Source organism: Gallibacterium genomosp. 3 (genome assembly GCF_001678475.1).
Taxonomy (GTDB): domain Bacteria; phylum Pseudomonadota; class Gammaproteobacteria; order Enterobacterales; family Pasteurellaceae; genus Gallibacterium; species Gallibacterium faecale.
Genome location: NZ_JTJR01000008.1, coordinates 14,422 through 34,063, shown reverse-complemented (window position 1 = coordinate 34,063; position 19,642 = coordinate 14,422). Strand labels below are relative to the sequence as shown.

The 19,642-nt window shown below is 37.5% G+C and carries 17 protein-coding genes; 5 read left to right on the top strand and 12 right to left on the bottom strand.

Annotation, left to right across the window (positions count from 1 at the left end; genetic code table 11):
• Window positions 1–2: 2 nt before the first annotated feature.
• The gene (gene folX, locus QV06_RS01750) at window positions 3–371 is read left to right on the top strand and encodes a dihydroneopterin triphosphate 2'-epimerase (RefSeq protein ID WP_065235022.1); all 369 of its coding nucleotides are present in this window, start codon (window positions 3–5) and stop codon (window positions 369–371) included.
• Window positions 372–427: 56 nt separating this feature from the next.
• On the opposite strand, the gene QV06_RS01745 is transcribed toward folX, so the two are convergent.
• The 5 genes from QV06_RS01745 to QV06_RS01725 all read right to left on the bottom strand — a co-directional run bounded on the left by QV06_RS01745 (window position 428) and on the right by QV06_RS01725 (window position 5,775).
• A complete protein-coding gene (locus tag QV06_RS01745) occupies window positions 428–856 on the bottom strand; it encodes a universal stress protein (RefSeq protein ID WP_065236670.1) in 429 nt (142 codons plus the stop codon).
• A gap of 3 nt (window positions 857–859) precedes the next feature.
• Entirely contained in the window at window positions 860–3,511 is a 2,652-nt protein-coding gene (locus QV06_RS01740) for a TRAP transporter permease (RefSeq protein WP_065236669.1), read from the bottom strand.
• Between the two features lie 88 nt (window positions 3,512–3,599).
• Window positions 3,600–4,559 (bottom strand): TAXI family TRAP transporter solute-binding subunit, encoded by a 960-nt coding sequence (locus QV06_RS01735; RefSeq protein WP_065235146.1) that lies wholly within the window; start codon window positions 4,557–4,559, stop codon window positions 3,600–3,602.
• A gap of 171 nt (window positions 4,560–4,730) precedes the next feature.
• Entirely contained in the window at window positions 4,731–5,462 is a 732-nt protein-coding gene (truC, locus tag QV06_RS01730; protein ID WP_065236668.1) for a tRNA pseudouridine(65) synthase TruC, read from the bottom strand.
• Window positions 5,455–5,775, bottom strand: coding sequence for a YqcC family protein (locus tag QV06_RS01725; RefSeq protein WP_082985016.1), 321 nt, complete (start codon window positions 5,773–5,775; stop codon window positions 5,455–5,457). The genes truC and QV06_RS01725 overlap by 8 nt, the downstream gene beginning before the upstream one ends.
• 87 nt (window positions 5,776–5,862) lie before the next feature.
• On the opposite strand from QV06_RS01725, the gene QV06_RS01720 reads away from it, so the two are divergent.
• The 3 genes from QV06_RS01720 to ppnN are packed head-to-tail and all read left to right on the top strand — an operon-like array spanning window position 5,863 to window position 8,915.
• Window positions 5,863–6,657 (top strand): DUF2310 family Zn-ribbon-containing protein, encoded by a 795-nt coding sequence (locus QV06_RS01720; protein ID WP_065236666.1) that lies wholly within the window; start codon window positions 5,863–5,865, stop codon window positions 6,655–6,657.
• A 24-nt stretch (window positions 6,658–6,681) separates the two neighbouring features.
• On the top strand, window positions 6,682–7,530 hold the full coding sequence (gene queF / locus QV06_RS01715) for an NADPH-dependent 7-cyano-7-deazaguanine reductase QueF (protein ID WP_065236665.1): 849 nt from the start codon (window positions 6,682–6,684) through the stop codon (window positions 7,528–7,530).
• Between the two features lie 14 nt (window positions 7,531–7,544).
• Window positions 7,545–8,915, top strand: a complete 1,371-nt coding sequence (gene ppnN, locus QV06_RS01710) for a nucleotide 5'-monophosphate nucleosidase PpnN (protein WP_065236664.1) — start codon at window positions 7,545–7,547, stop codon at window positions 8,913–8,915.
• 208 nt (window positions 8,916–9,123) lie between these two features.
• Here ppnN and QV06_RS01705 read toward each other — a convergent pair whose 3' ends face one another.
• The 5 genes from QV06_RS01705 to QV06_RS01685 form a co-directional block, all read right to left on the bottom strand.
• The gene (locus QV06_RS01705; protein WP_245174223.1) at window positions 9,124–9,609 is read right to left on the bottom strand and encodes a C40 family peptidase; all 486 of its coding nucleotides are present in this window, start codon (window positions 9,607–9,609) and stop codon (window positions 9,124–9,126) included.
• Window positions 9,610–9,788: 179 nt separating this feature from the next.
• On the bottom strand, window positions 9,789–10,085 hold the full coding sequence (locus tag QV06_RS01700) for an integration host factor subunit alpha (protein ID WP_065234638.1): 297 nt from the start codon (window positions 10,083–10,085) through the stop codon (window positions 9,789–9,791).
• 3 nt (window positions 10,086–10,088) lie between these two features.
• Complete coding sequence (pheT, locus tag QV06_RS01695; RefSeq protein ID WP_065236662.1) at window positions 10,089–12,482, bottom strand: phenylalanine--tRNA ligase subunit beta; 2,394 nt, start codon at window positions 12,480–12,482, stop codon at window positions 10,089–10,091.
• A 21-nt stretch (window positions 12,483–12,503) separates the two neighbouring features.
• Window positions 12,504–13,487, bottom strand: a complete 984-nt coding sequence (pheS, locus tag QV06_RS01690; RefSeq protein ID WP_065236661.1) for a phenylalanine--tRNA ligase subunit alpha — start codon at window positions 13,485–13,487, stop codon at window positions 12,504–12,506.
• A 244-nt stretch (window positions 13,488–13,731) separates the two neighbouring features.
• Window positions 13,732–14,403, bottom strand: a complete 672-nt coding sequence (locus tag QV06_RS01685) for a TIGR01621 family pseudouridine synthase (protein ID WP_065236660.1) — start codon at window positions 14,401–14,403, stop codon at window positions 13,732–13,734.
• A gap of 150 nt (window positions 14,404–14,553) precedes the next feature.
• Here QV06_RS01685 and QV06_RS01680 point away from each other — a divergent pair, with 150 nt between their 5' ends.
• Window positions 14,554–15,918, top strand: coding sequence for an L-cystine transporter (locus QV06_RS01680; protein ID WP_065236659.1), 1,365 nt, complete (start codon window positions 14,554–14,556; stop codon window positions 15,916–15,918).
• A 51-nt stretch (window positions 15,919–15,969) separates the two neighbouring features.
• Here QV06_RS01680 and QV06_RS01675 read toward each other — a convergent pair whose 3' ends face one another.
• Together QV06_RS01675 and QV06_RS01670 are read right to left on the bottom strand one after the other, a co-directional pair.
• Entirely contained in the window at window positions 15,970–17,094 is a 1,125-nt protein-coding gene (locus tag QV06_RS01675; RefSeq protein WP_082985015.1) for a fimbrial protein, read from the bottom strand.
• A 5-nt stretch (window positions 17,095–17,099) separates the two neighbouring features.
• A complete protein-coding gene (locus QV06_RS01670; RefSeq protein ID WP_065236657.1) occupies window positions 17,100–19,613 on the bottom strand; it encodes a fimbria/pilus outer membrane usher protein in 2,514 nt (837 codons plus the stop codon).
• Between the last annotated feature and the right edge of the window lie 29 nt (window positions 19,614–19,642).

The window sequence follows — 19,642 nt, the reverse complement described above, 5'->3', positions numbered from 1 at the left end:
TTATGCCAATTATTAATTCAGCGATAATTACTATTAGCGATTTACGTTTACGTACGTTCATTGGAATTAAAGAAGAAGAAATTAATAATAAACAAGATGTGGTATTACAAATTCAACTTGGCTATAACTGTGAAAAAGCTAGCCTTAGCGATAATGTTGATGATGCGTTGAATTATCGCACTATTACTAAGAAAGTGATTCAATATGTGGAAACACACGAATTTGCACTATTAGAAAGGATGGTGCGTGAAGTGTTAGAAATTGTGGCAGAACCGGAAGCAGTTGAATGGGCAGAAGTGGAAATTGCGAAACCTTTTGCATTGCGTTATGCGGATTCGGTGTCATTGCGATTGCGGTATGAGAGGGATTGATTTTTCTATAAAAAAAGGGCTTAACATTTTCTGTTAAGCCCTTTTTATCTTTCCAATTAACGTAAGATTAAAATTGGTTTTTCACTAAAACGTGCTACTTTGACCGTATTAGAGCTTAAACCCGGTTTACCCGGTTTAGTTGCCATCATAATAATCAAATCCACATTTTTTTCTTGTGCCAACGTGTTAATTTCCTCATATACAGTGCCATGCGCTACAATATGCTGCACCTTGCACTCTTTTGGGAAATTTTCTTCAGTAAAAGCATGAAGACGTTTATGTGCTTCGGCTAATACATCTTTATCAAAATTACGTGGCAATAAAGAAGATACAAAGCTATTTCCTAGTGGGGGAATAATGCTGACCACACGCAATACTGCATCAGGATTTCCCTCTACCATCGCTAAGGCGGTTTTCACCGCCTTTTTAGCTCCCTCTAAATAACTTAAATCTACAGCAATTAAAATTTTATTAAATAACGTCATCTTTTATTTCCCCTCTTTTTTGACTCGGCGACGTTGATGCCATACTAATGCTAATAAAATTAATAATGCTGGAATGAACATCCACTCTTTGTTTAAAGCACCTTTCACTGGAACTGCAACATCTAAGATCACTTGATCCCAATTTAAGTTTGCTTTTGCTGCTGGAGAATCAATCTCAACATTATCAATAATAATCTTATTAATCTGTTCACCTCCAACCTCAATTTGTTCATTTGTTGCTAATAAGGTTAAGCCCATTTTTTGTAAACGTTCTTCCCCAGTTTGCCCTGCTGGCACTTTAAGCTCTGCATAAAACTCTATTGGTTTACCATAAGGGTTAATCCCAGAAACTTTTAACATTAATGGTCCACCTACTGGCGAATGTGCAACTTGTTCAACTAAATGATCTGGTTGAATATGGCGTTGGCTTGGTGACACATATTCCATAAAGAATCCTGGTCTAAATAGCATAAATGCCACTAATAATAAGACTAAAGTTTCCCACCATTTATTTTTAGTAATAAACCAGCCCATTGTCGCTGCAGTAAAGGCAAACATCGCTATCGTCGCCACAAAGAACACTAATACTGCATGGAAGAAATCAACATGAAGTAATAGCAAATCTGTATTGAAGATAAATAGGAATGGCAATAATGCCGTACGCATACTATAGAAGAATGCCACCATACCGGTCTTAATCGGATTACCACCTGATACTGCGGCAGCAGCAAAAGAGGCTAAGCCTACTGGTGGAGTTACGTCCGCCATAATTCCAAAATAGAATACGAATAAATGCACTGCAATTAACGGTACAATTAATCCATTTTGGCGACCAACCTCAACAATTACACCAGCCATCAAGGAAGAAACTACGATATAGTTAGCTGTGGTTGGTAATCCCATCCCTAAAATCAAACTAAAGCCTGCTACGAGGATCAACATTAATAAAATGTTGCCCATTGATAAAATTTCGATAATGCCTGAAAGCTGTACACCGAAACCAGTCAATGCCACAACACCAACGATAATCCCTGCGGTTGCTGTCGCAATACCGATACCGATCATATTGCGAGCACCCGTTTCTAAACCGTTAATTAATTCTTGTAAGCCTTGTTTAAAGTTCTCTGCATAACCACCTTGCTTACGGAAATACGCTAATAGTGGACGTTGCGTTAACAGAATGATGGTTAAAGCCATTGTTCCCCAGAATGCAGATAACCCCGGTGATAAACGTTCTACCATCAAACACCAAATCAAGATAACGACAGGCAATAAGAAATGAAGCCCTGCATTAACTGTTGGTTTTGCTTTTGGTAATACCACAACTTCTTGATTCGGATCATCAATTTCTAAATCTGGGAATGTTGATACACGATAAAGCAAGAGTAGATAGATAATCGCTAATAACACACAAACAATGACAAAGGCAAAGTCAGGTGTTACCACTTTTAACCAACCTAAACCAAACTCAACGGCAAAATAAAGCAAACAGATGATGATAAAAGTTGATAAAGTACGTAACACTGTCACAACCCAAGGTTTCGCAACATCTTGACGTGGTAAACCTTGTAGATTTAATTTGCAAGCCTCTAAGTGCACGATATAAACCAACGCAATATAAGAAATAACTGCTGGTAAAAACGCATGAGTAATCAATTCGTTATATGGCATATTGATATACTCAATCATCAAGAAAGCAGCAGCTCCCATTACTGGTGGCATAATTTGTCCATTTACTGACGAGGCCACTTCAACTGCCCCTGCTTTTTCCGCAGAGAAACCAACTCGCTTCATCATTGGAATGGTAAAGGTACCTGTTGTAACCACGTTAGCGATAGATGAACCGGAAATTAAACCTGTCAATCCAGAAGCCACAACCGCCGCTTTCGCCGGACCACCACGTAAATGTCCTAAATAAGCAAAAGCAGTTTTGATGAAATAATTCCCCGCACCTGCTTTATCCAATAATGCCCCAAATAACACAAACAAGAATACATATTTTGTTGATACCCCTAGTGCTACACCGAATACACCTTCAGTCGTTACCCATTGTTGGTTGATAATATGGGATAAGGTTCCTGTTCTATGGCTTACTAACCAACTGCTTGGGAAGAATTGACCAAAATAGTTATAGAGTAAGAAGACAATTGCGATAACCACTAACGGTAAACCTAAACTGCGTCTTGTCCCTTCTAACAACAGCAAAATACCAATGATACCTACAATAATATCTTGTAAATTTGGCGCTCCAAAACGAGTAACTAATTCGCTATAAAAAATAATTGGGTAAAGACATAATACAGCACCAACCACAGCAAAGATCCAATCAATAACAGGAATATGTTGTTTTGGCGAACGTTTAAATGCTGGGTACGATAGATAAGCCAAGAAAATCGCAAAAGCTAAGTGGATAGAACGTGCTTTTGTATCATCGATCACCACATTAACGCCTAAACCTAGACTTTTGATGATTTCTTGTAACCAGAATGGCAACGGTGATGCATAATAAATTTGAAATAACGACCAAGCAATAGCTGTCCAAATAATCACATATTTGGAGAAGCCATAAGGATTTCGACCACCGCTATCATTTGAGGCGACCATATCCTGAAGATCTTCAAGATCAACAGTATTTTGTTTTGTTACTGAGGTCATTTCTTCTCTCTCCTAAAATCAAAATCCAAAAAACCGAAAAAAGGCAGGAAGACCTGCCTTAAATATTGTCATTTTTATAAATGATACATTACATCCAGCCACGTTCTTTATAGTAACGAACTGCACCTTCATGTAATGGTGCGGATAACGCATTTTTAATCATTTCAGATTCTTTCAAGTTTGCAAATGCTGGGTGTAAACGTTTGAAACGATCAAAGTTATCAAACACTGCTTTCACAACTTGATAAACAACATCTGGTGAAACATCTGTTGATGATACTAATGTTGCATATACCCCGAAAGTATCTACTGGTTGATCTGAACCTTTATAAAGTCCACCTGGGATAACTGCTTTCGCATAGTAAGGGTTATCTGCAACTAATTTATCAATCGCAGGACCAGTGACTGGAACTAAGTGTGCATCACAAGATGCTGCTGCTTCTTTTAACGCACCATTTGGGTGACCTACGTTATAAGTAATTGCATCTAAGTTGTTATCACACATTACTGATGCCATTTCAGCAGGTTTTAATTCAGAAGCCACTTTAAATACTGAATCATCCCAACCTTTCGCTTTTAAGATTACATTCATAGTTGCACGTGTACCTGAACCTGGGTCACCCACATTTACACGTTTACCTTTTAAGTCATCAAATGATTTGATACCTGAGTCATCACGAGCCATTACAGTGAATGGTTCTGGGTGAATTGAGAATACCGCTCTCAATTTTTCATTTTTCTTACCTTCAAAAGAGCTTGTACCGTGGTAAGCGTGATATTGCCAGTCAGATTGAGCAATCCCCATATCTAATTGTTTATTAGCAATACCGTTTAAGTTTGCCACAGATGCTCCAGTTGATGGTGCATTACATTTTAAACCTGTTTTTGCTGTATCACGATTCACTAATTGGCAAATTGATTGGCCAACGACATAGTAAACACCTGTTTGACCACCAGTACCGATAGTAACAAATTTATCTTCCGCCATAACTGATGCAGAGGTAAGCATCAAGCTGGTTACCATACCTAATTTGAATAAATTTTTCATTGTAGTTCCTCTTGAATAAAGGTGAGATATTATGTTTGCAGAATCAAGTTACACACCTGACGCAATGATTAGATATACAAGACAACCAAACAATTTGCAATAATGAAGCGTAACTTTTTCTAAAAAGTTGAAGAATTGTCACAAAAAAATCACGTTTTTTTAGCAAAAGGGTTAGAGTTTTGCATAAAAAATATTCTTTATTTTCAGGAAGTTTTGATCTAATGGTGCGATAATTTCTAACTTTTGTTTAGTAATTGGATGAAATAGTGTCAAACTTTCAGAATGTAATAATAAGCGGTTTACCGCAAAATAATCAGCAAAAGCCCGATTTTGGTGCAAATCCCCATATTGTGTATCGCCAATAATGGGGTGGAAAATATGCTTTAAATGGCGTCTTAATTGGTGTTTACGCCCTGTATGAGGAGTTAGTTGAACTAAACTATAACGCGCTGTTGGATAACGTCCAACTTGCAGAGGCAATTCCATTGTTGCCAGACTACGATAATCAGAGATCGCTTGTTGTGCTTCTTTATCTGTACGCGCAAATTTATCTGCAATTTTATCAAGTTTCGGCTTTAACGGATAATCAATACGGTCTTTTCCTCGTAAATAACCTCGTACAACCGCTAAATAGCGCTTCTCTACCAATTTGTTTTCAAATTGTAGGCACATTTGCGTTGCTATTTCACTATTTAATGCAAACAGTAATACCCCTGAAGTAGGACGATCTAAACGATGAATCGGAAAAACATATTGACCGATTTGATCACGTAACCTTTGCATAACAAATTCTGTTTCGTGTTTATCTAGCCAACTGCGGTGTACTAACATTCCTGCTGGTTTATTCACTGCAATTAAATGCTCGTCTTGATACAAAATTTCTAATGGTTGTGGCTTATCCATTGGTTAATAACACCTCAATTTTTTGGATTGGAACCAATAATCTTGGTAGATGAGGATGTTCTTTTAAGGCTTCTTCTAAGTAAGGGGTAATAGCAATTACCGTTGGTAATGGTGCATCTGCTTCAATTAAAGCCAACATTCTTGGAATAAAAATCCATTGTAACCACTCGGTTGCTTCCATGGTATCCACGGCAAAAGGTTGCTGGCTGGCAAAAGCTGATTCGGCAGGTGGCTGCTGTTGCCATAATTGATGTTGTTGCATGATTTGCTGTAATTCATTGAGATAATCCACTAATAAGGCTGTTTTTTGCATAACTCCTCGCATTTTTATGATTAGATATTTAGATTCTTGTCAAAAAAGCATAGTATATGCTCTTTGCTGCATTTACAGGAAAATTTAATGTATTTAACCAAAGTCACGTTTCTGACAGAAAAACAACAGCGTTATGATATTAATCAAGGCTTACATTATTGCAACCAGTTGATTGATGCTTGGCGTTACAATGGGCAAATTATTGGACGAGAAATTCCCGTTACCTATCGTTTTTCTGCAGAAGGTTTATTGGTATTTGAGATTAATGTTAATTGTCCAGAAACAACGTCATTAGATCAATGCCACAATAGCGATTTTGTCACACAATCGTTAAATAATTTAAGTAATATTGGGATTTCATTAGATTGCTATGAAGTGTTTGCCATTGATCTGAATTCTGATGAAACCTGTACCACAGTTTCAACAGAAACCGCATTGGTGCTCTATACAAACTACCTAAAAAGTAGCTCACCTGTGTGTAGATTAGATACTCTCGCACCTGTCCCTTTATATCATCTATGTCATGATAATACCCAGTTAGGCATTAACTGTATTAAATGGGAAGAAAACTGGCAGGCTTGCGATCAATTACAGATGAATGGCGATATCTTAGTTGATGACAGCGTACGACAAATTAGTGATTTTGATAGTATATTGACGACACAAGGCTATACATTACGCCAACAGCTTGAACAATATTTACAACAGCCTGTTTATTATTATCTTTATCGCGTAAATGGTGAAAATCTACAACAAGAATTAAATCGTTGTTGTCCTTGTTGTGGGAAAAGTTGGCGATTAGAACAGCCAATCGCAATTTTTAATTTTAAATGCGATGATTGTCGCTTAGTGTCAAATATTGCTTGGGAATTACAACCATAACACATAATAATTATAGGATAAATTATGACTTATTATCAGGATGAAAGTTTATCTCACTTAACCTTAGGCAAAAAAACAGGTTATGCCGATCAATATCAACCGGACTTATTACAGCCTGTTCCACGCCGTTTAAATCGACAACAATTAAACATTATTGAACAACAACCTTTCGATCAAGGTGCAGATATTTGGACGCTATATGAACTTTCGTGGCTCAACAGCAAAGGCGTGCCACAAGTTGCAATCGCAGACGTTTATCTCGATTTTCGTAGTGAAAACTTAATTGAATCAAAGAGTTTCAAGCTCTATTTAAATAGCTTTAATCAAACTCGTTTTCCAGATATGGAAACTGTTCGTGCAACGATTGAAAAAGATTTGCGTCAGTGTGCAAAGGGAGAAGTTAAAGTTGTGATTCATACCTTAGATCACTATTCCCAACAGCCTATTGCTTGCTTCTCGGGAGTTAATCTTGATCAACAAGATATTACTATTGATAACTATCAGTTTAATCCCGATTTATTAGCAGACTGTGTTAAAACAAGTGATTCTGTGGTCGAAGAAACACTGGTCAGCCATCTATTAAAATCAAATTGTTTAATTACCCAACAGCCAGACTGGGGAAGTGTACAGATTCATTATGTTGGGCATCCGATTAATCGTGAAAAGCTATTACGTTATTTAATTTCTTTCCGTCAACATAATGAATTTCATGAACAATGTGTTGAGCGTATTTTCTGTGATTTAATGCGTTATGCTCGTCCAGAAAAATTAACGGTTTACGCTCGTTATACTCGCCGTGGTGGCCTAGATATTAATCCGTTTCGTTCAAATTTCGAATTATTGCCAGAAAATTTACGTCTAGCTCGCCAATAATTTAGGAGGAAGTGATGAGTATTTATTATATTAATCCTCGAGGAAGTATGGATCAGCTTTCTCATCTTGAAGTCGCTCGCTTAAAACAAGGCGCTGAAGGCGATCTTTACCCTTTATATCGTAACTGTTCATTAGCTGTTTTAAATTCAGGTGCTGTCACCGACAATAGCCGAGAATTACTTGGGCAATACCCTGATTTTGCGATTAATCTTTGTGCTCGTGAACGTGGAATCGCTTTAGAATTACACAATCCACCTGCAAGTGCTTTTGTTGATGATAAGATTATTCGCAATATTCAATACCATTTATTCGCCGTATTACGCGATATTATTTTCGCTCAGCTTAATCAAGAACGTTTCCGTGGTGCATACTTCCCGCACGCAGAACCAAGCGAACGCATTACCAATCAAGTCTTTTCGATTTTAAGAAATGCTAAAGCTTTACCATTAGGTGAAGACCCTAATTTAGTCGTATGTTGGGGTGGGCACTCTATTAACGAAGTCGAATATCAATATTGTCGTGCTGTTGGTTTAGAGCTTGGTTACCGTGAATTAAATGTAGTAACTGGCTGTGGCCCAGGTGTAATGGAAGCGCCAATGAAAGGAGCAGCGATCGGTCATGCAAACCAGCGTTTTAAAAGCAGTCGTTTTATTGGCATTACAGAACCGTCCATTATCGCTTCTGAACCGCCAAACCCGATCGTGAATGAATTAATTATTATGCCAGATATTGAAAAACGTTTAGAGGCCTTTACACGACTTGGCCACGTTTTCCTAATATTCCCTGGTGGACCGGGAACTTTCGAGGAATTCCTATTCTTATTAGGAATTAAATTGCATCCTGAAAATCAAGCACAAGAAATTCCATTAATCTTAACTGGACCAGCAGCTTGTGCAGACTATTTCAATGCGATTGATCGTTTTGTTGAAAAAGTTTTAGGTGAAAAAGCTCGCCAACAATATGAAATTATTATTGATAATCCTGTGTTAGTCGCTCGCAAAGCGAAACAAGCAATGGATATAATTAAACAACAACGTTATCAACGAGGCGATTCTTATAGCTTTAACTGGGCAGTAAAAATTGACCCTGTATTACAAGCACCATTTGAACCAACACATCAAGCAATGGCTGCCTTAGATTTACATCTTGACCAACCATTAATGGATCTTGTGTCTAATCTACGCCGTGCATTTTCTGGTATCGTTGCTGGAAATATTAAACCTGATACGATTGATGAAGTGGAAAAACACGGTATATTTAAATTACATGGTGATCCAATGGTGTTAGAACAGATGGAAATTTTATTAAAATCCTTTGTTGCTCAACATCGGATGAAATTACCAAGTGCAGAAGAGTATCTACCTTGTTATGAGATTGTGAGGTAATTTTTTTCATTTCCTCTACCCCTCTTCAGCTCACAGATTGAAGAGGGGAAGCTTGGAAAAGTGGTCAGATTATACTTTCATAATACGAGTAAAGAAAAGGAAGTCACCCTTTAGGGCGAAACCTAAATACTAAAAAACAAAAATATCTAAAAAATATCGAATGCAGGCTAAAATAGTGTATGACATTCATACACTATCCTCTCATTGATTATAAACGGCGAACTTGCCAGAAAGCCTTGCTCCAATATGGATTATTTAACGAGGAATAAATTACCCCGCCCGATGTGGAGGCATGTAAGAATTGATTATTTTTCACATAAATACCGACATGGTATCCATTCGGGCCTCTGCCTGTTTTAAAAAAAACTAAATCACCTGTTTGGATATCTTCAAGTGGCACTCTTATCCCTACTTGTGATTGTGCCGTAGTCGTTCTCGGCAGCTGAATAGAAAAACGATCAGCAAAAGTCCGCATCACAAACCCTGAACAATCAACACCACTACGAGTATTGCCACCAATTCGATAAGGTGTTCGATACCATTCATGTTGTTGCTCACTGAGCTGCGCCATGGTATAGATAGGATCAGGCATACGGCTATGATAATTGCGTTGATGACTTGAACACGCGGCTAAACCGAATATGAATGCTGCAACTAATCCTAGTTTTAATGAGGAGGTTATTCTGACTAACACGTTACTTCTCCATACGTTGGTTAAAACCATGTTGAAAATATAGTCGTTTAATTTCAAAGTAATACTAAGTTACATCGCCTCGCCATATTATTGATACTGTCTTCGGCTTGTTGTCTTATCTTGAGCTTAAACGAGTATAAAAAAAGTATTCCTACATAAGTAGGAATACTTTTCACGAATTAGCTTTTTGGCTTCGATTTCTCTACTCTCGCCCGTAATTTTTGCCCTGCCTTAAATACCACAACTCTGCGTGCAGTAATGGGTACATATTCCCCAGTTTTTGGATTACGCCCTGGACGAGGGGTTTTATCACGCAGTTCAAAATTGCCAAAACCAGAGAGCTTTACATCTTCTCCTGATTCTAATGCAGCACGAATTTCTTCAAAAAATGACTCAACTAATGCTTTGGCATCATTTTTATTTAAGTCAAATTTTGCAATTAAATTTTCAGCGAGTTCTACTTTTGTTAACGTCATAGATTAATCTCTCAAATAAGCATTTAACTTCTCTTTCAATGCAGACAACACGGCATTCACCACTGCTGAAATATCCTCATCACTTAATGTTTTTTCTTTATCTTGCAACACTAAGCTAATTGCCAAGCTCTTCGTTCCTTCTGCAACACCTGGGCCTTGGTAAACGTCAAATAAATTAATTTGCGTTAATTGAGCACCTGCAGCTTCACGACACACAGCTAATACACTATCTGCTGCAATATCTTCCGCGACAATAATTGCTAAATCACGACGATTTGCTGGGAAACGGGAAATTTCTTTGGCTTGAATTACATCTTTATGTGCAATCTTATTCCATAATACTTCAAACACAACCACTTTACCGTTTAAATCAAGACGTTGTGCAACACGAGGATGAATTGTTCCGATAAAACCAATTTCCTCGCCATCAAGCATAATTGCTGCTGATTGCCCCGGATGTAATGCAGGATAAGATTTTGCAATAAATTTAATATTTTTTCCAGCATTAGTCAGATCAAAAATACTTTCTAAATCCCCTTTTAAATCAAAAAAATCAATACTTTCTGATTTAGTTGCCCAATGTTCTGGATGACAAGTTCCTGTAATTACCCCACCAATCACAAACTCCTGACGCACACCAATTTCTGCACTGCTATCTGGTACAAAACGCAATCCTGCTTCAAATAAACGAATACGTGATTGTTGGCGATTTTGGTTATAAGCCACTGCACCAAGTAATCCACTAAGCAAAGAAACACGCATTGCTGACATTTCTACTGAAATTGGATTTGGCAATACTAACGCTTCTTGTTGAGGATGTAATAAAGATTGTACTTTAGGATCAACAAAGCTATATGTAATTGCCTCTTGGTAATCATGTTCAACAAAAGCCGTTTTGATTCGACTTAATGACACATCAGACTCTTTATGTTCACGCATCATTAAATGTGCTAATGGCGCATTATTTGGAATGGTGTTATAGCCATAAATACGTGCCACTTCTTCGATCAAATCTTCTTCAATCTCAATATCAAAACGCCAACTTGTTGGAATTACTGACCAAACATTATCCGCGAAACTGACTTGGAAACCTAAGCGTTGGAAAATATCAGTAACAGTTTCTGTTGGAATAACGTGTCCTAATAGACTATCTAATTTTTCACGACGTAAAGTAACTGGTTTTAATTTTGGTAAAAATTCTTCGCTTGCAACTTCGCAAATTTCTCCAGCTTCACCGCCACAAATTTCGAGTAATAACGCTGTGGCACGTTCCATTGCATAGCGTTGTAATTCAAAATCTACGCCACGTTCATAACGGTGTGAAGCATCAGTATGTAATCCATATTGTCTTGCACGACCTGTAATTGCTAATGGTGCAAAGAATGCAGATTCTAAAATAACATTGGTTGTATTTTCATTCACACCACTGGCTTCACCACCAAAAATCCCTGCCATTGCTAATGGACCTTTTTGATCAGCAATTAACAGTGTATTCTCTTTTAATTCTGCTGTGGAACCATCTAACAACACCAAAGTTTCACCCGCTTTCGCCATTCTAACTTGGATTGGTTGTGTCACTTTATCCGCATCAAATGCGTGCATTGGCTGACCTAATTCCAATAATATATAGTTGGTAATATCTACTACTGGATCAATAGAACGGATACCACAACGGCGTAATTTTTCTTGCATCCAAATTGGGGTTCTTGCTTTCACATTAACATTAACATTTTTTACCATACGTAATAGATAACGTGGGCAAGCTTCTGGTGCTTGTAGATCAATCGCAACTTTATCGTTAATTGTGGCATTAACTGGTGTAAATTGTAATGGATTCAGTTCCACCTGATTAACTACTGCAACTTCACGTGCGATACCGCGAATACTTAAGCAATCAGCACGATTTGGCGTTAAGCTAATTTCAATCGCTTGATCGTTTAAATTAAAGTATTCACGTAAATCCATTCCTATTGGTGCATCTGCTGGTAATTCGATAATGCCGTCACCGTCCGTAGAAATCGCAAGTTCAGCGTAAGAACAAAGCATTCCTTCTGATGGCTGACCACGTAATTTGGCTTTTTTAATTTTAAAATCGCCCGGTAAAACTGCACCAACTTTGGCACAAGCCACTTTTAAGCCTTTACGGCAGTTTGGAGCACCACAAACAATATCTAATAACTCACCTGTTCCTACATCAACTTTGGTAACTCGTAATCTATCTGCGTCTGGATGTTGTGCACATTCAACCACTTCACCCACAACGACATTGCTAAATTCACCTGCAACGGGTTCTACGCCATCAACTTCTAGCCCAAGCATCGTAATTTGATCGCATAATTGTTCTGTTGTAATCGCAGGATTAACCCATTCTCTCAGCCAAGATTCATTGAATTTCATTTAAGTTATCTCCCCTGCAAATTAATTAAATTGTTTTAAGAAACGTAGATCATTTTCAAAGAAAGAACGTAAGTCAGTGACATTGTAACGTAACATAGTTAAACGCTCGACTCCCATACCTACTGCAAATCCAGAATACTCATTCGGATCAATGCCTACATTGCGTAATACATTTGGATGTACCATTCCGCAACCTAGCACTTCTAGCCATTTACCATTTTTACGCATCACATCCACTTCAGCCGAAGGCTCGGTAAATGGGAAGTAAGATGGACGGAAACGGACTTGTAGATCTTCTTCAAAAAAGTTACGTAAGAAATCGTGTAATAATCCTTTTAGCTCTGTGAAATTTGCTTTTTTATCTACAAATAACAGCTCAATTTGATGGAACATTGGGGTATGAGTTTGGTCGTAATCGTTACGATATACACGACCTGGTGCAATAATACGGATTGGTGGACGTTGTTTTTCCATAGTGCGAATTTGCACACCTGACGTTTGGGTACGTAATAAACGTTCTGCATCAAACCAGAAAGTATCGTGATCTGCACGAGCTGGGTGATGTGCTGGAATATTTAACGCATCAAAATTATAGTGATCAGTCTCAATTTCCGGACCTGTTTCTACCGCAAAACCTAACTCAGAGAAGAATTTCACCACACGTTCAATCGTTAATGAAACTGGATGTAAGCCGCCATTTTCAGTTTTACGTCCCGGTAAACTCACATCAATACGTTCTTTTGCGAGTTTAGCATTTAACTCTGCTTCTTCTAACTCAGCTTTTCTTGCGTTTAACGCAGTTTGTGCAGCTTGTTTCGCTTCATTAATTTTTGCTCCCATTGCTGGACGCTCATCTGCCGGCACATCTCTTAATCCTTGCATTAAGAGAGTATAAGGCCCTTTCTTACCGAAGTATTCAACACGAATTGCTTCAAGTGCCTTACCATCTTCCGCTTTAGCGATAGCCGCTAGGGCTTCTTGGGTAATCTGTTCTAGGTTTTGCATACCTTTCCTCTATAAACTTTAGCTAATTTAATAAGATGTTCAAAAATAGTCATAAAAAAAGCCTCCATAATTGGGGAGGCTTGTCAGTTTAATTTGGCAAGAATTTAGTTAAACCAATCGCCTCTTAGAAACTAAGAGCTAAAAAATCGGAAACTAAACATATACATTGACATCATTAAACTGTTTTGAAATTGGTTAAAAGTGGAATAATGATAATACTAAAGACTTAAAAAATCACGTTTTATTATCTAATTTCTGCAATTTCTTGCGCAACAATTTGTGTCATTTGTAATTTCACCGATTCCCGCATAAATTCCCCCTCTTCTGGTAAACATGAACAACAAAAAAATTGATCATGGAAATAAAACGCTAACACCGCAGAATGTAAATGACAACGTCCAGTATATTGCTTATTCCCATACAGTGGATCGCCTAAAATAGGACTTCCTAAACTTTTCATTGCGACCCGTAATTGATGAGTTTTTCCTGTTTGTGGTTTCAACACAAATAGGCGTAATTTACTTTCACAACTTACTGAATAAAAACGAGTAATTGCTGGATGTTGCTGTTCTGGTGTTAATTTCCACATCCCTCGCCGAGTACGTACCATATCACCACGAATTAGCCCTTGTTTTTTCTTTGGCTTATTTTCTACTAATGCAAAATAGATTTTTTTAACCTGATGTTCGGCAAAAAGCGTTGATAATTCTGCCGCCGCCTCTTTATTTAACGCCAGTAATAACAAACCAGATGTTGTTTTATCAAGACGATGAACGAGCCAAACCTGTTCAACATTGAGCTGTTTGGCTACTAAAGTGGTTAAACCAATCGCATTGTCATCTTTATGCACACTAATCCCTGGTGGCTTATTAATCACCACAAAATCAGCATTTTGATACACAATAGGAAAATACATATTTATACCCATTTACAAACTTATTTTTATTATAAATGCTATTACTTATAATAAAAAGTTATAACAATCGCTAAATTAAGTATTGCTATAATTGGTTTTCATTTCAAATCTATTTTCTTAAATTTTATATCAATGGGGTAATAATTCTTTATGTTAAGCACTACTATTAATCTAATCATCTTCATTAGCCTATTATGGCTGGTAGGCATTTATTTCAAACGTTCTGATAATCTATCTCGTACAGTATTAGTCGGATTGGTTATAGGGGTAATCTTTGGTGGCGTACTACAACTTATCTATAAAATTGATTCCCCAGTACTCGCTGAAACTATTAATTGGCTCAATATTGTCGGTAATGGTTATGTGCGTTTGCTACAAATGATTGTTATGCCTTTAGTTTTTGTTTCAATTCTTTCTGCTATTTCACGTCTGCATGATGCGAGTTCCCTTGGTAAAATTAGCTTTAGTGTACTCTCTATTCTATTAGTTACCACAGCAATTGCAGCGATCATTGGGATAGCCATGACCAATCTCTTCCATCTTTCCGCTGAAGGATTAACATCAGGAGCACGTGAACTTGCTGCGAATGAAAAAGTACTTGGTCGTGCGGCGCAACTTGATGGATTAACCATTCCAAGTATGATCCTTTCATTTATTCCAAAAAATCCATTTGCTGAATTAACCGGTGCTAACCCAACTTCGATTATTAGTGTCGTGATTTTTTCTGCTTTCTTAGGTGTAGCAATTCTCACAATTCGTAAAAAAGATGAAGCCTTATCAGAACGCATTTCTCAAGGCGTTGATACACTAAACAAATTAATTATGGCACTAGTTCGAGTTGTGATTCGCTTAACACCTTATGGTGTCCTAGCTTTAATGACGAAAGTTGTCGCAAGTTCTAGTTTAGCAGACATTCTTAATTTAGCAGGCTTTGTTGTCGCTTCCTACTTAGCGATCATTTTAATGTTCTTCGTTCATGGATTGTTACTTTCTTTCTTTAGAGTTAATCCAATTCGTTATTACCAAAAAGTCTCACCTACCCTATTATTTGCCTTTACTTCTCGTTCAAGCGCAGCCACAATTCCATTAAATATTGAAACTCAAATCAATAAATTAGGTGTGCCAAGTGCGATTGCTAATTTCTCCGCTTCATTCGGCGCTACGATTGGTCAAAATGGTTGCGCAGGAATTTATCCTGCGATGTTAGCGGTGATGATTGCGCCAACAGTGGGCATTGATCCGACTTCAATTGATTTCTTAGCCACTTTAGTGCTAGTCGTTACCATTTCTTCATTTGGTATCGCTGGTGTTGGTGGTGGTGCAACATTTGCGGCGATTATTGTACTTTCTACTATGGGATTACCTTTAACCTTAGTCGGCTTATTAATTTCAATTGAACCTTTAATTGATATGGGACGTACTGCATTAAATGTAAATGGCGCAATAACAGCTGGCACAATTTCTAGCCGAATTTTAAAACAGGCTGATGAACCTACTTTTGCTGAACAAAATTAAATATCTGAATATGAATAATAAAGGCAGTTTATTTGAACTGCCTTTATTAATTTATTGATATGAAAATGTAAAAGTTGCTGTTGCATTCACTGTTCCTGGGGTAATATCTCCTGTTTTTGCGTATTTAACAATAAAACGTTGTAAAACATTACGATTATTTGCATCATAATTTAATCCTTTCAGAGAATTTAAGCCTACCCACCAACCTTGATATTGCCAAAATGGTCCATCTACAGGATAAATTCTAATTCCAACGCCTCTTGCCATAGAATCTGGAGTTAATTTTAGGTAACTTCCTGTATTACTAGGATCTGTTGCATCTGTAAATGTGATAAGAACCCTTGAAATATCATTTCTGAGGAATTTTTCATTACGAGTATAAGCACCACATTGATTTAATTTTAACTCAAATATTCCTGCATAAACCTCTGGAAGACCTCTATTTACAGGAGCATTATCTAGAGAGCTTTTACTAATCTTTGGCATTTGAACAGTAATATTTTGTGGTGATGTCATAGTACAAGTACTAATAGTATATTTCATACCATATGGCTCTAAATAAATAGGAATATCTGCTGTTACACCATTTCTAATTCCATTTTTACCCACATTTGCATAAATAGCTCGAGAACGAATATAACCTACAAGTAATCGACTAGTTAATGCCGGCTCTATTTGCTGACCAGGTATTCTTTCTTGAGGAGATGCATACATAACACTTCTAAAAAAGAGATTGAGTCCTTGATATCCTGAACTATTTCCACCAAATTTAAATACTTCTTGCCAATTTTTATTTGTAAAGTTAACTCCTTTTTCCGCCCTTGTATCACCTACATATAGTACAATACCTACATAATCATTACCTGGTATTTTGAAAATAGGTAGTCCATTATAGATATATCCTGTCGGCTCTAAAATCACTTTAGCTTCAATTATACTTGTAGGTCTCTGAGCAGGTGACTCATGTCGCCCAAAAAAAGAACCATCTTGATTTACACCATTTCCCCTGATAGCTGGTAAAGGACTCCAATTATCTCTTGCTTTTGCTACTTCATGTATGCCCCCAGGTATAGTTAAGCTAATAGAATTTCGTTTACTAGGAATTCTGTACTCAGAATCCGCTTTTGCCAGTCCTACCATCAAAACCATTATTAATATAATTCTAAATAAAATCATTCCTCTTATTCCTTACAAACTACAGGTATAATCAAAATTTGTCGGTTGTTTTCTCTATTTGATATTTGATAATCAATCCGACACTGCTTGCCTGCCCACGATAACGTTAATTGTCCTTTATCCGATAATCCTCGCGTATAAATCCGTCCACCTTGCGCTACAACCCCAACAGATCTCTGTTGTTCGTCTAATACTTCTGTACCAATTGACGGTAGTGCTGGCATTTCCGTCAGCTCTAAAAAGACGACTTGCCCTGTTTTAGTCGCAAAATCAATAAGCATCGCACTGTTCGCTCTCGGAATTACTTGTTGCTCTGTCGCGGATAACTCAACACTGTCTGGAATATCAGTGGTATCAATCCCAACATAATTAACGCTATAAGGTTCTAAATAAGATAAAATCCCATTACCAAAATAATCTAATTTATTGGCTATCGCGCCATTAATTTTTGCACCGCTTGCCCCTTTTGCATGGATAATCGCAAACGTATCATCCAGATAATTAGTTAATGTGATGCCTTTTGGATGTGCCACTACTGCACCAGACGCACTCACAGAATATTGCTGATTGCGGTCACTATCACGCCCCCAAGTTCCATTGAGATTCACCCAGCTACCAGTATAGTTACCACTTGCTGCATAGTTCTTAAGATTATTTTGATTACGGTTAAATGACAGACTATAACTATAATTTCGCTCCTTACCCAACGTCCCTGAAATTGATGTGGCTGTGGTATATTGATTTTGTTGATATACATTCAATGACTGCGATAGGTAAGTATAGGATTCATTACCTAACGGTAAAGATAGGTTTAAATAAAAACGGTTATCCTTTTCGCCCTGATTGGTTCTTGCTTGTGAAAACGACACACTATAATTTAACCGTTTGTAATAATTACTATACCCTAACTGATATTCGTACTGTTTACGATGACTATCCCAGTAAGTACTTGTTGAACCCGTTAAATAAAGGTGTCCCCATTGTTTTTTTAATGCTTGGTTAATTGCGACATTAAATTGATTCTTTGGACGATAAGGTGTATAAGCCCCCAAATCTAACGCAATATCATCTAAAAATTGACTATTATTCGCAGTGAGTACCTCTTGCAAACTAAAGTAATCTCTCGACAAATAACGATACGCCGCTAAGGTCACATTGGTATTAGTCGGTTCAATGCGTGTGTTATAGCTTGCATATAAGCTATATCCCTTGCGTTTATTTCCTGAGTTTGTAAAGACTGCATTTGAAAATGTGGCATTCGTTGCAAATGCGCCTATTGGCGTATTAAAAGCCAATCCCACTAACTCAGCGTGATAATTTTTGGTTGCGGTTGCGCCCATATTCAACGTAATGTTATTGGTTAAACCATATTGCCATGTTGCTTGAGCGATATTATTTGGATAAATGTCTTCACCATAACGATAACGTCCTACCGCAATTTGATAACGACTATACCCTGGACGAATTAATTGTGCAGTGGCGGTGTAAGGAATGCTAAACGTTCGCTTTTCACCATTCGCTTCTAAAATTTCAACATCAATATCCCCACCATATCCTGTTGGGTATAAATCCTCTATTGAGAATGGTCCTGCTGGTACAGTTACCTCTTTTAAAATACGCCCATTTTGACGAATAATTACTTTTGCATTAGAGTTTGCCACACCTCGAATAATCGGCGCATAGCCTCGTACAGAACTTGCCAACATTCTATCATCAGACGCTAATTGTACCCCGCGTAAAGGCAGACTATCCATTAAGAGCCCACTCGTGTAAAAATCCCCTATCGTCAGTTGCCCACGTAATAATGCAATATCATGTTGTGCATAAGTAGAAATTGATTGATAAGGTGAGCGAACTTGGTCTTGCCAACTTTGTGAACCTCGATGGCGGAGTGCCCAACCAAATAGATTAATTCCCGCTTCTACTCCAAGGTACGTCTGTTCTGATTTGATACCACCATAACGATATTGATAATGTGACGCATCATAGCGTACAAATGCAACAGGTACGCCATCTTGCCATTGTGCAGGTGAAATATAACCTGGTGGACGCTGGTTAATATAAGCCTGTGGAACATGAACATCTAAACGTAATGTTGATAAATCAAAGTTGATTTTTACTTCGGGTACGTTATCAATCAAAAATGAACATTGGGCATTATCCTGTGTAGCTTTCCCTGTAAAAGCATAAGTAGATAAATCCAAAACAGACAATAAGCTGTCTGTCATACATAATGCGGTTGTATGTTTATTTGGTACTTCGGCAAACTGTAATGCTATTCGCCCTTTAAGTTGTTCATTTAAATAAATATCTGCTACATATTCACCTGCTGCTACTGGGTTACCATAACTAAATCGACTCACATCTACTTCATCACTTGATACGCCACGTAAGAAAATAGGATTAAATTCAACATATTCCTCTTCTGCTTGCACAAAAGAAGGTGCTCCCATTAATGACATTAATACTGCTGAATATACCAAGCAAAGTTTAAATCTATTTACATTATGCTTTTGCATATTCCATCTCTGTTTATCATTACTCACAA

Excerpts from the sequence above, each read along its gene's own strand:
- ppnN (WP_065236664.1), top strand. The coding sequence starts at position 7,545 with ATGAGTATTTATTATATTAATCCTCGAGGAAGTATGGATCAGCTTTCT.
- QV06_RS01740 (WP_065236669.1), bottom strand. The coding sequence starts at position 3,511 with ATGACCTCAGTAACAAAACAAAATACTGTTGATCTTGAAGATCTTCAG.
- QV06_RS01725 (WP_082985016.1), bottom strand. The coding sequence starts at position 5,775 with ATGCAAAAAACAGCCTTATTAGTGGATTATCTCAATGAATTACAGCAA.
- QV06_RS01745 (WP_065236670.1), bottom strand. The coding sequence starts at position 856 with ATGACGTTATTTAATAAAATTTTAATTGCTGTAGATTTAAGTTATTTA.
- QV06_RS01700 (WP_065234638.1), bottom strand. The coding sequence starts at position 10,085 with ATGACGTTAACAAAAGTAGAACTCGCTGAAAATTTAATTGCAAAATTT.
- truC (WP_065236668.1), bottom strand. The coding sequence starts at position 5,462 with ATGGATAAGCCACAACCATTAGAAATTTTGTATCAAGACGAGCATTTA.
- QV06_RS01685 (WP_065236660.1), bottom strand. The coding sequence starts at position 14,403 with ATGTATTTTCCTATTGTGTATCAAAATGCTGATTTTGTGGTGATTAAT.
- QV06_RS01675 (WP_082985015.1), bottom strand. The coding sequence starts at position 17,094 with ATGATTTTATTTAGAATTATATTAATAATGGTTTTGATGGTAGGACTG.
- queF (WP_065236665.1), top strand. The coding sequence starts at position 6,682 with ATGACTTATTATCAGGATGAAAGTTTATCTCACTTAACCTTAGGCAAA.
- QV06_RS01720 (WP_065236666.1), top strand. The coding sequence starts at position 5,863 with ATGTATTTAACCAAAGTCACGTTTCTGACAGAAAAACAACAGCGTTAT.
- pheT (WP_065236662.1), bottom strand. The coding sequence starts at position 12,482 with ATGAAATTCAATGAATCTTGGCTGAGAGAATGGGTTAATCCTGCGATT.
- folX (WP_065235022.1), top strand. The coding sequence starts at position 3 with ATGCCAATTATTAATTCAGCGATAATTACTATTAGCGATTTACGTTTA.
- pheS (WP_065236661.1), bottom strand. The coding sequence starts at position 13,487 with ATGCAAAACCTAGAACAGATTACCCAAGAAGCCCTAGCGGCTATCGCT.
- QV06_RS01670 (WP_065236657.1), bottom strand. The coding sequence starts at position 19,613 with ATGCAAAAGCATAATGTAAATAGATTTAAACTTTGCTTGGTATATTCA.
- QV06_RS01735 (WP_065235146.1), bottom strand. The coding sequence starts at position 4,559 with ATGAAAAATTTATTCAAATTAGGTATGGTAACCAGCTTGATGCTTACC.
- QV06_RS01680 (WP_065236659.1), top strand. The coding sequence starts at position 14,554 with ATGTTAAGCACTACTATTAATCTAATCATCTTCATTAGCCTATTATGG.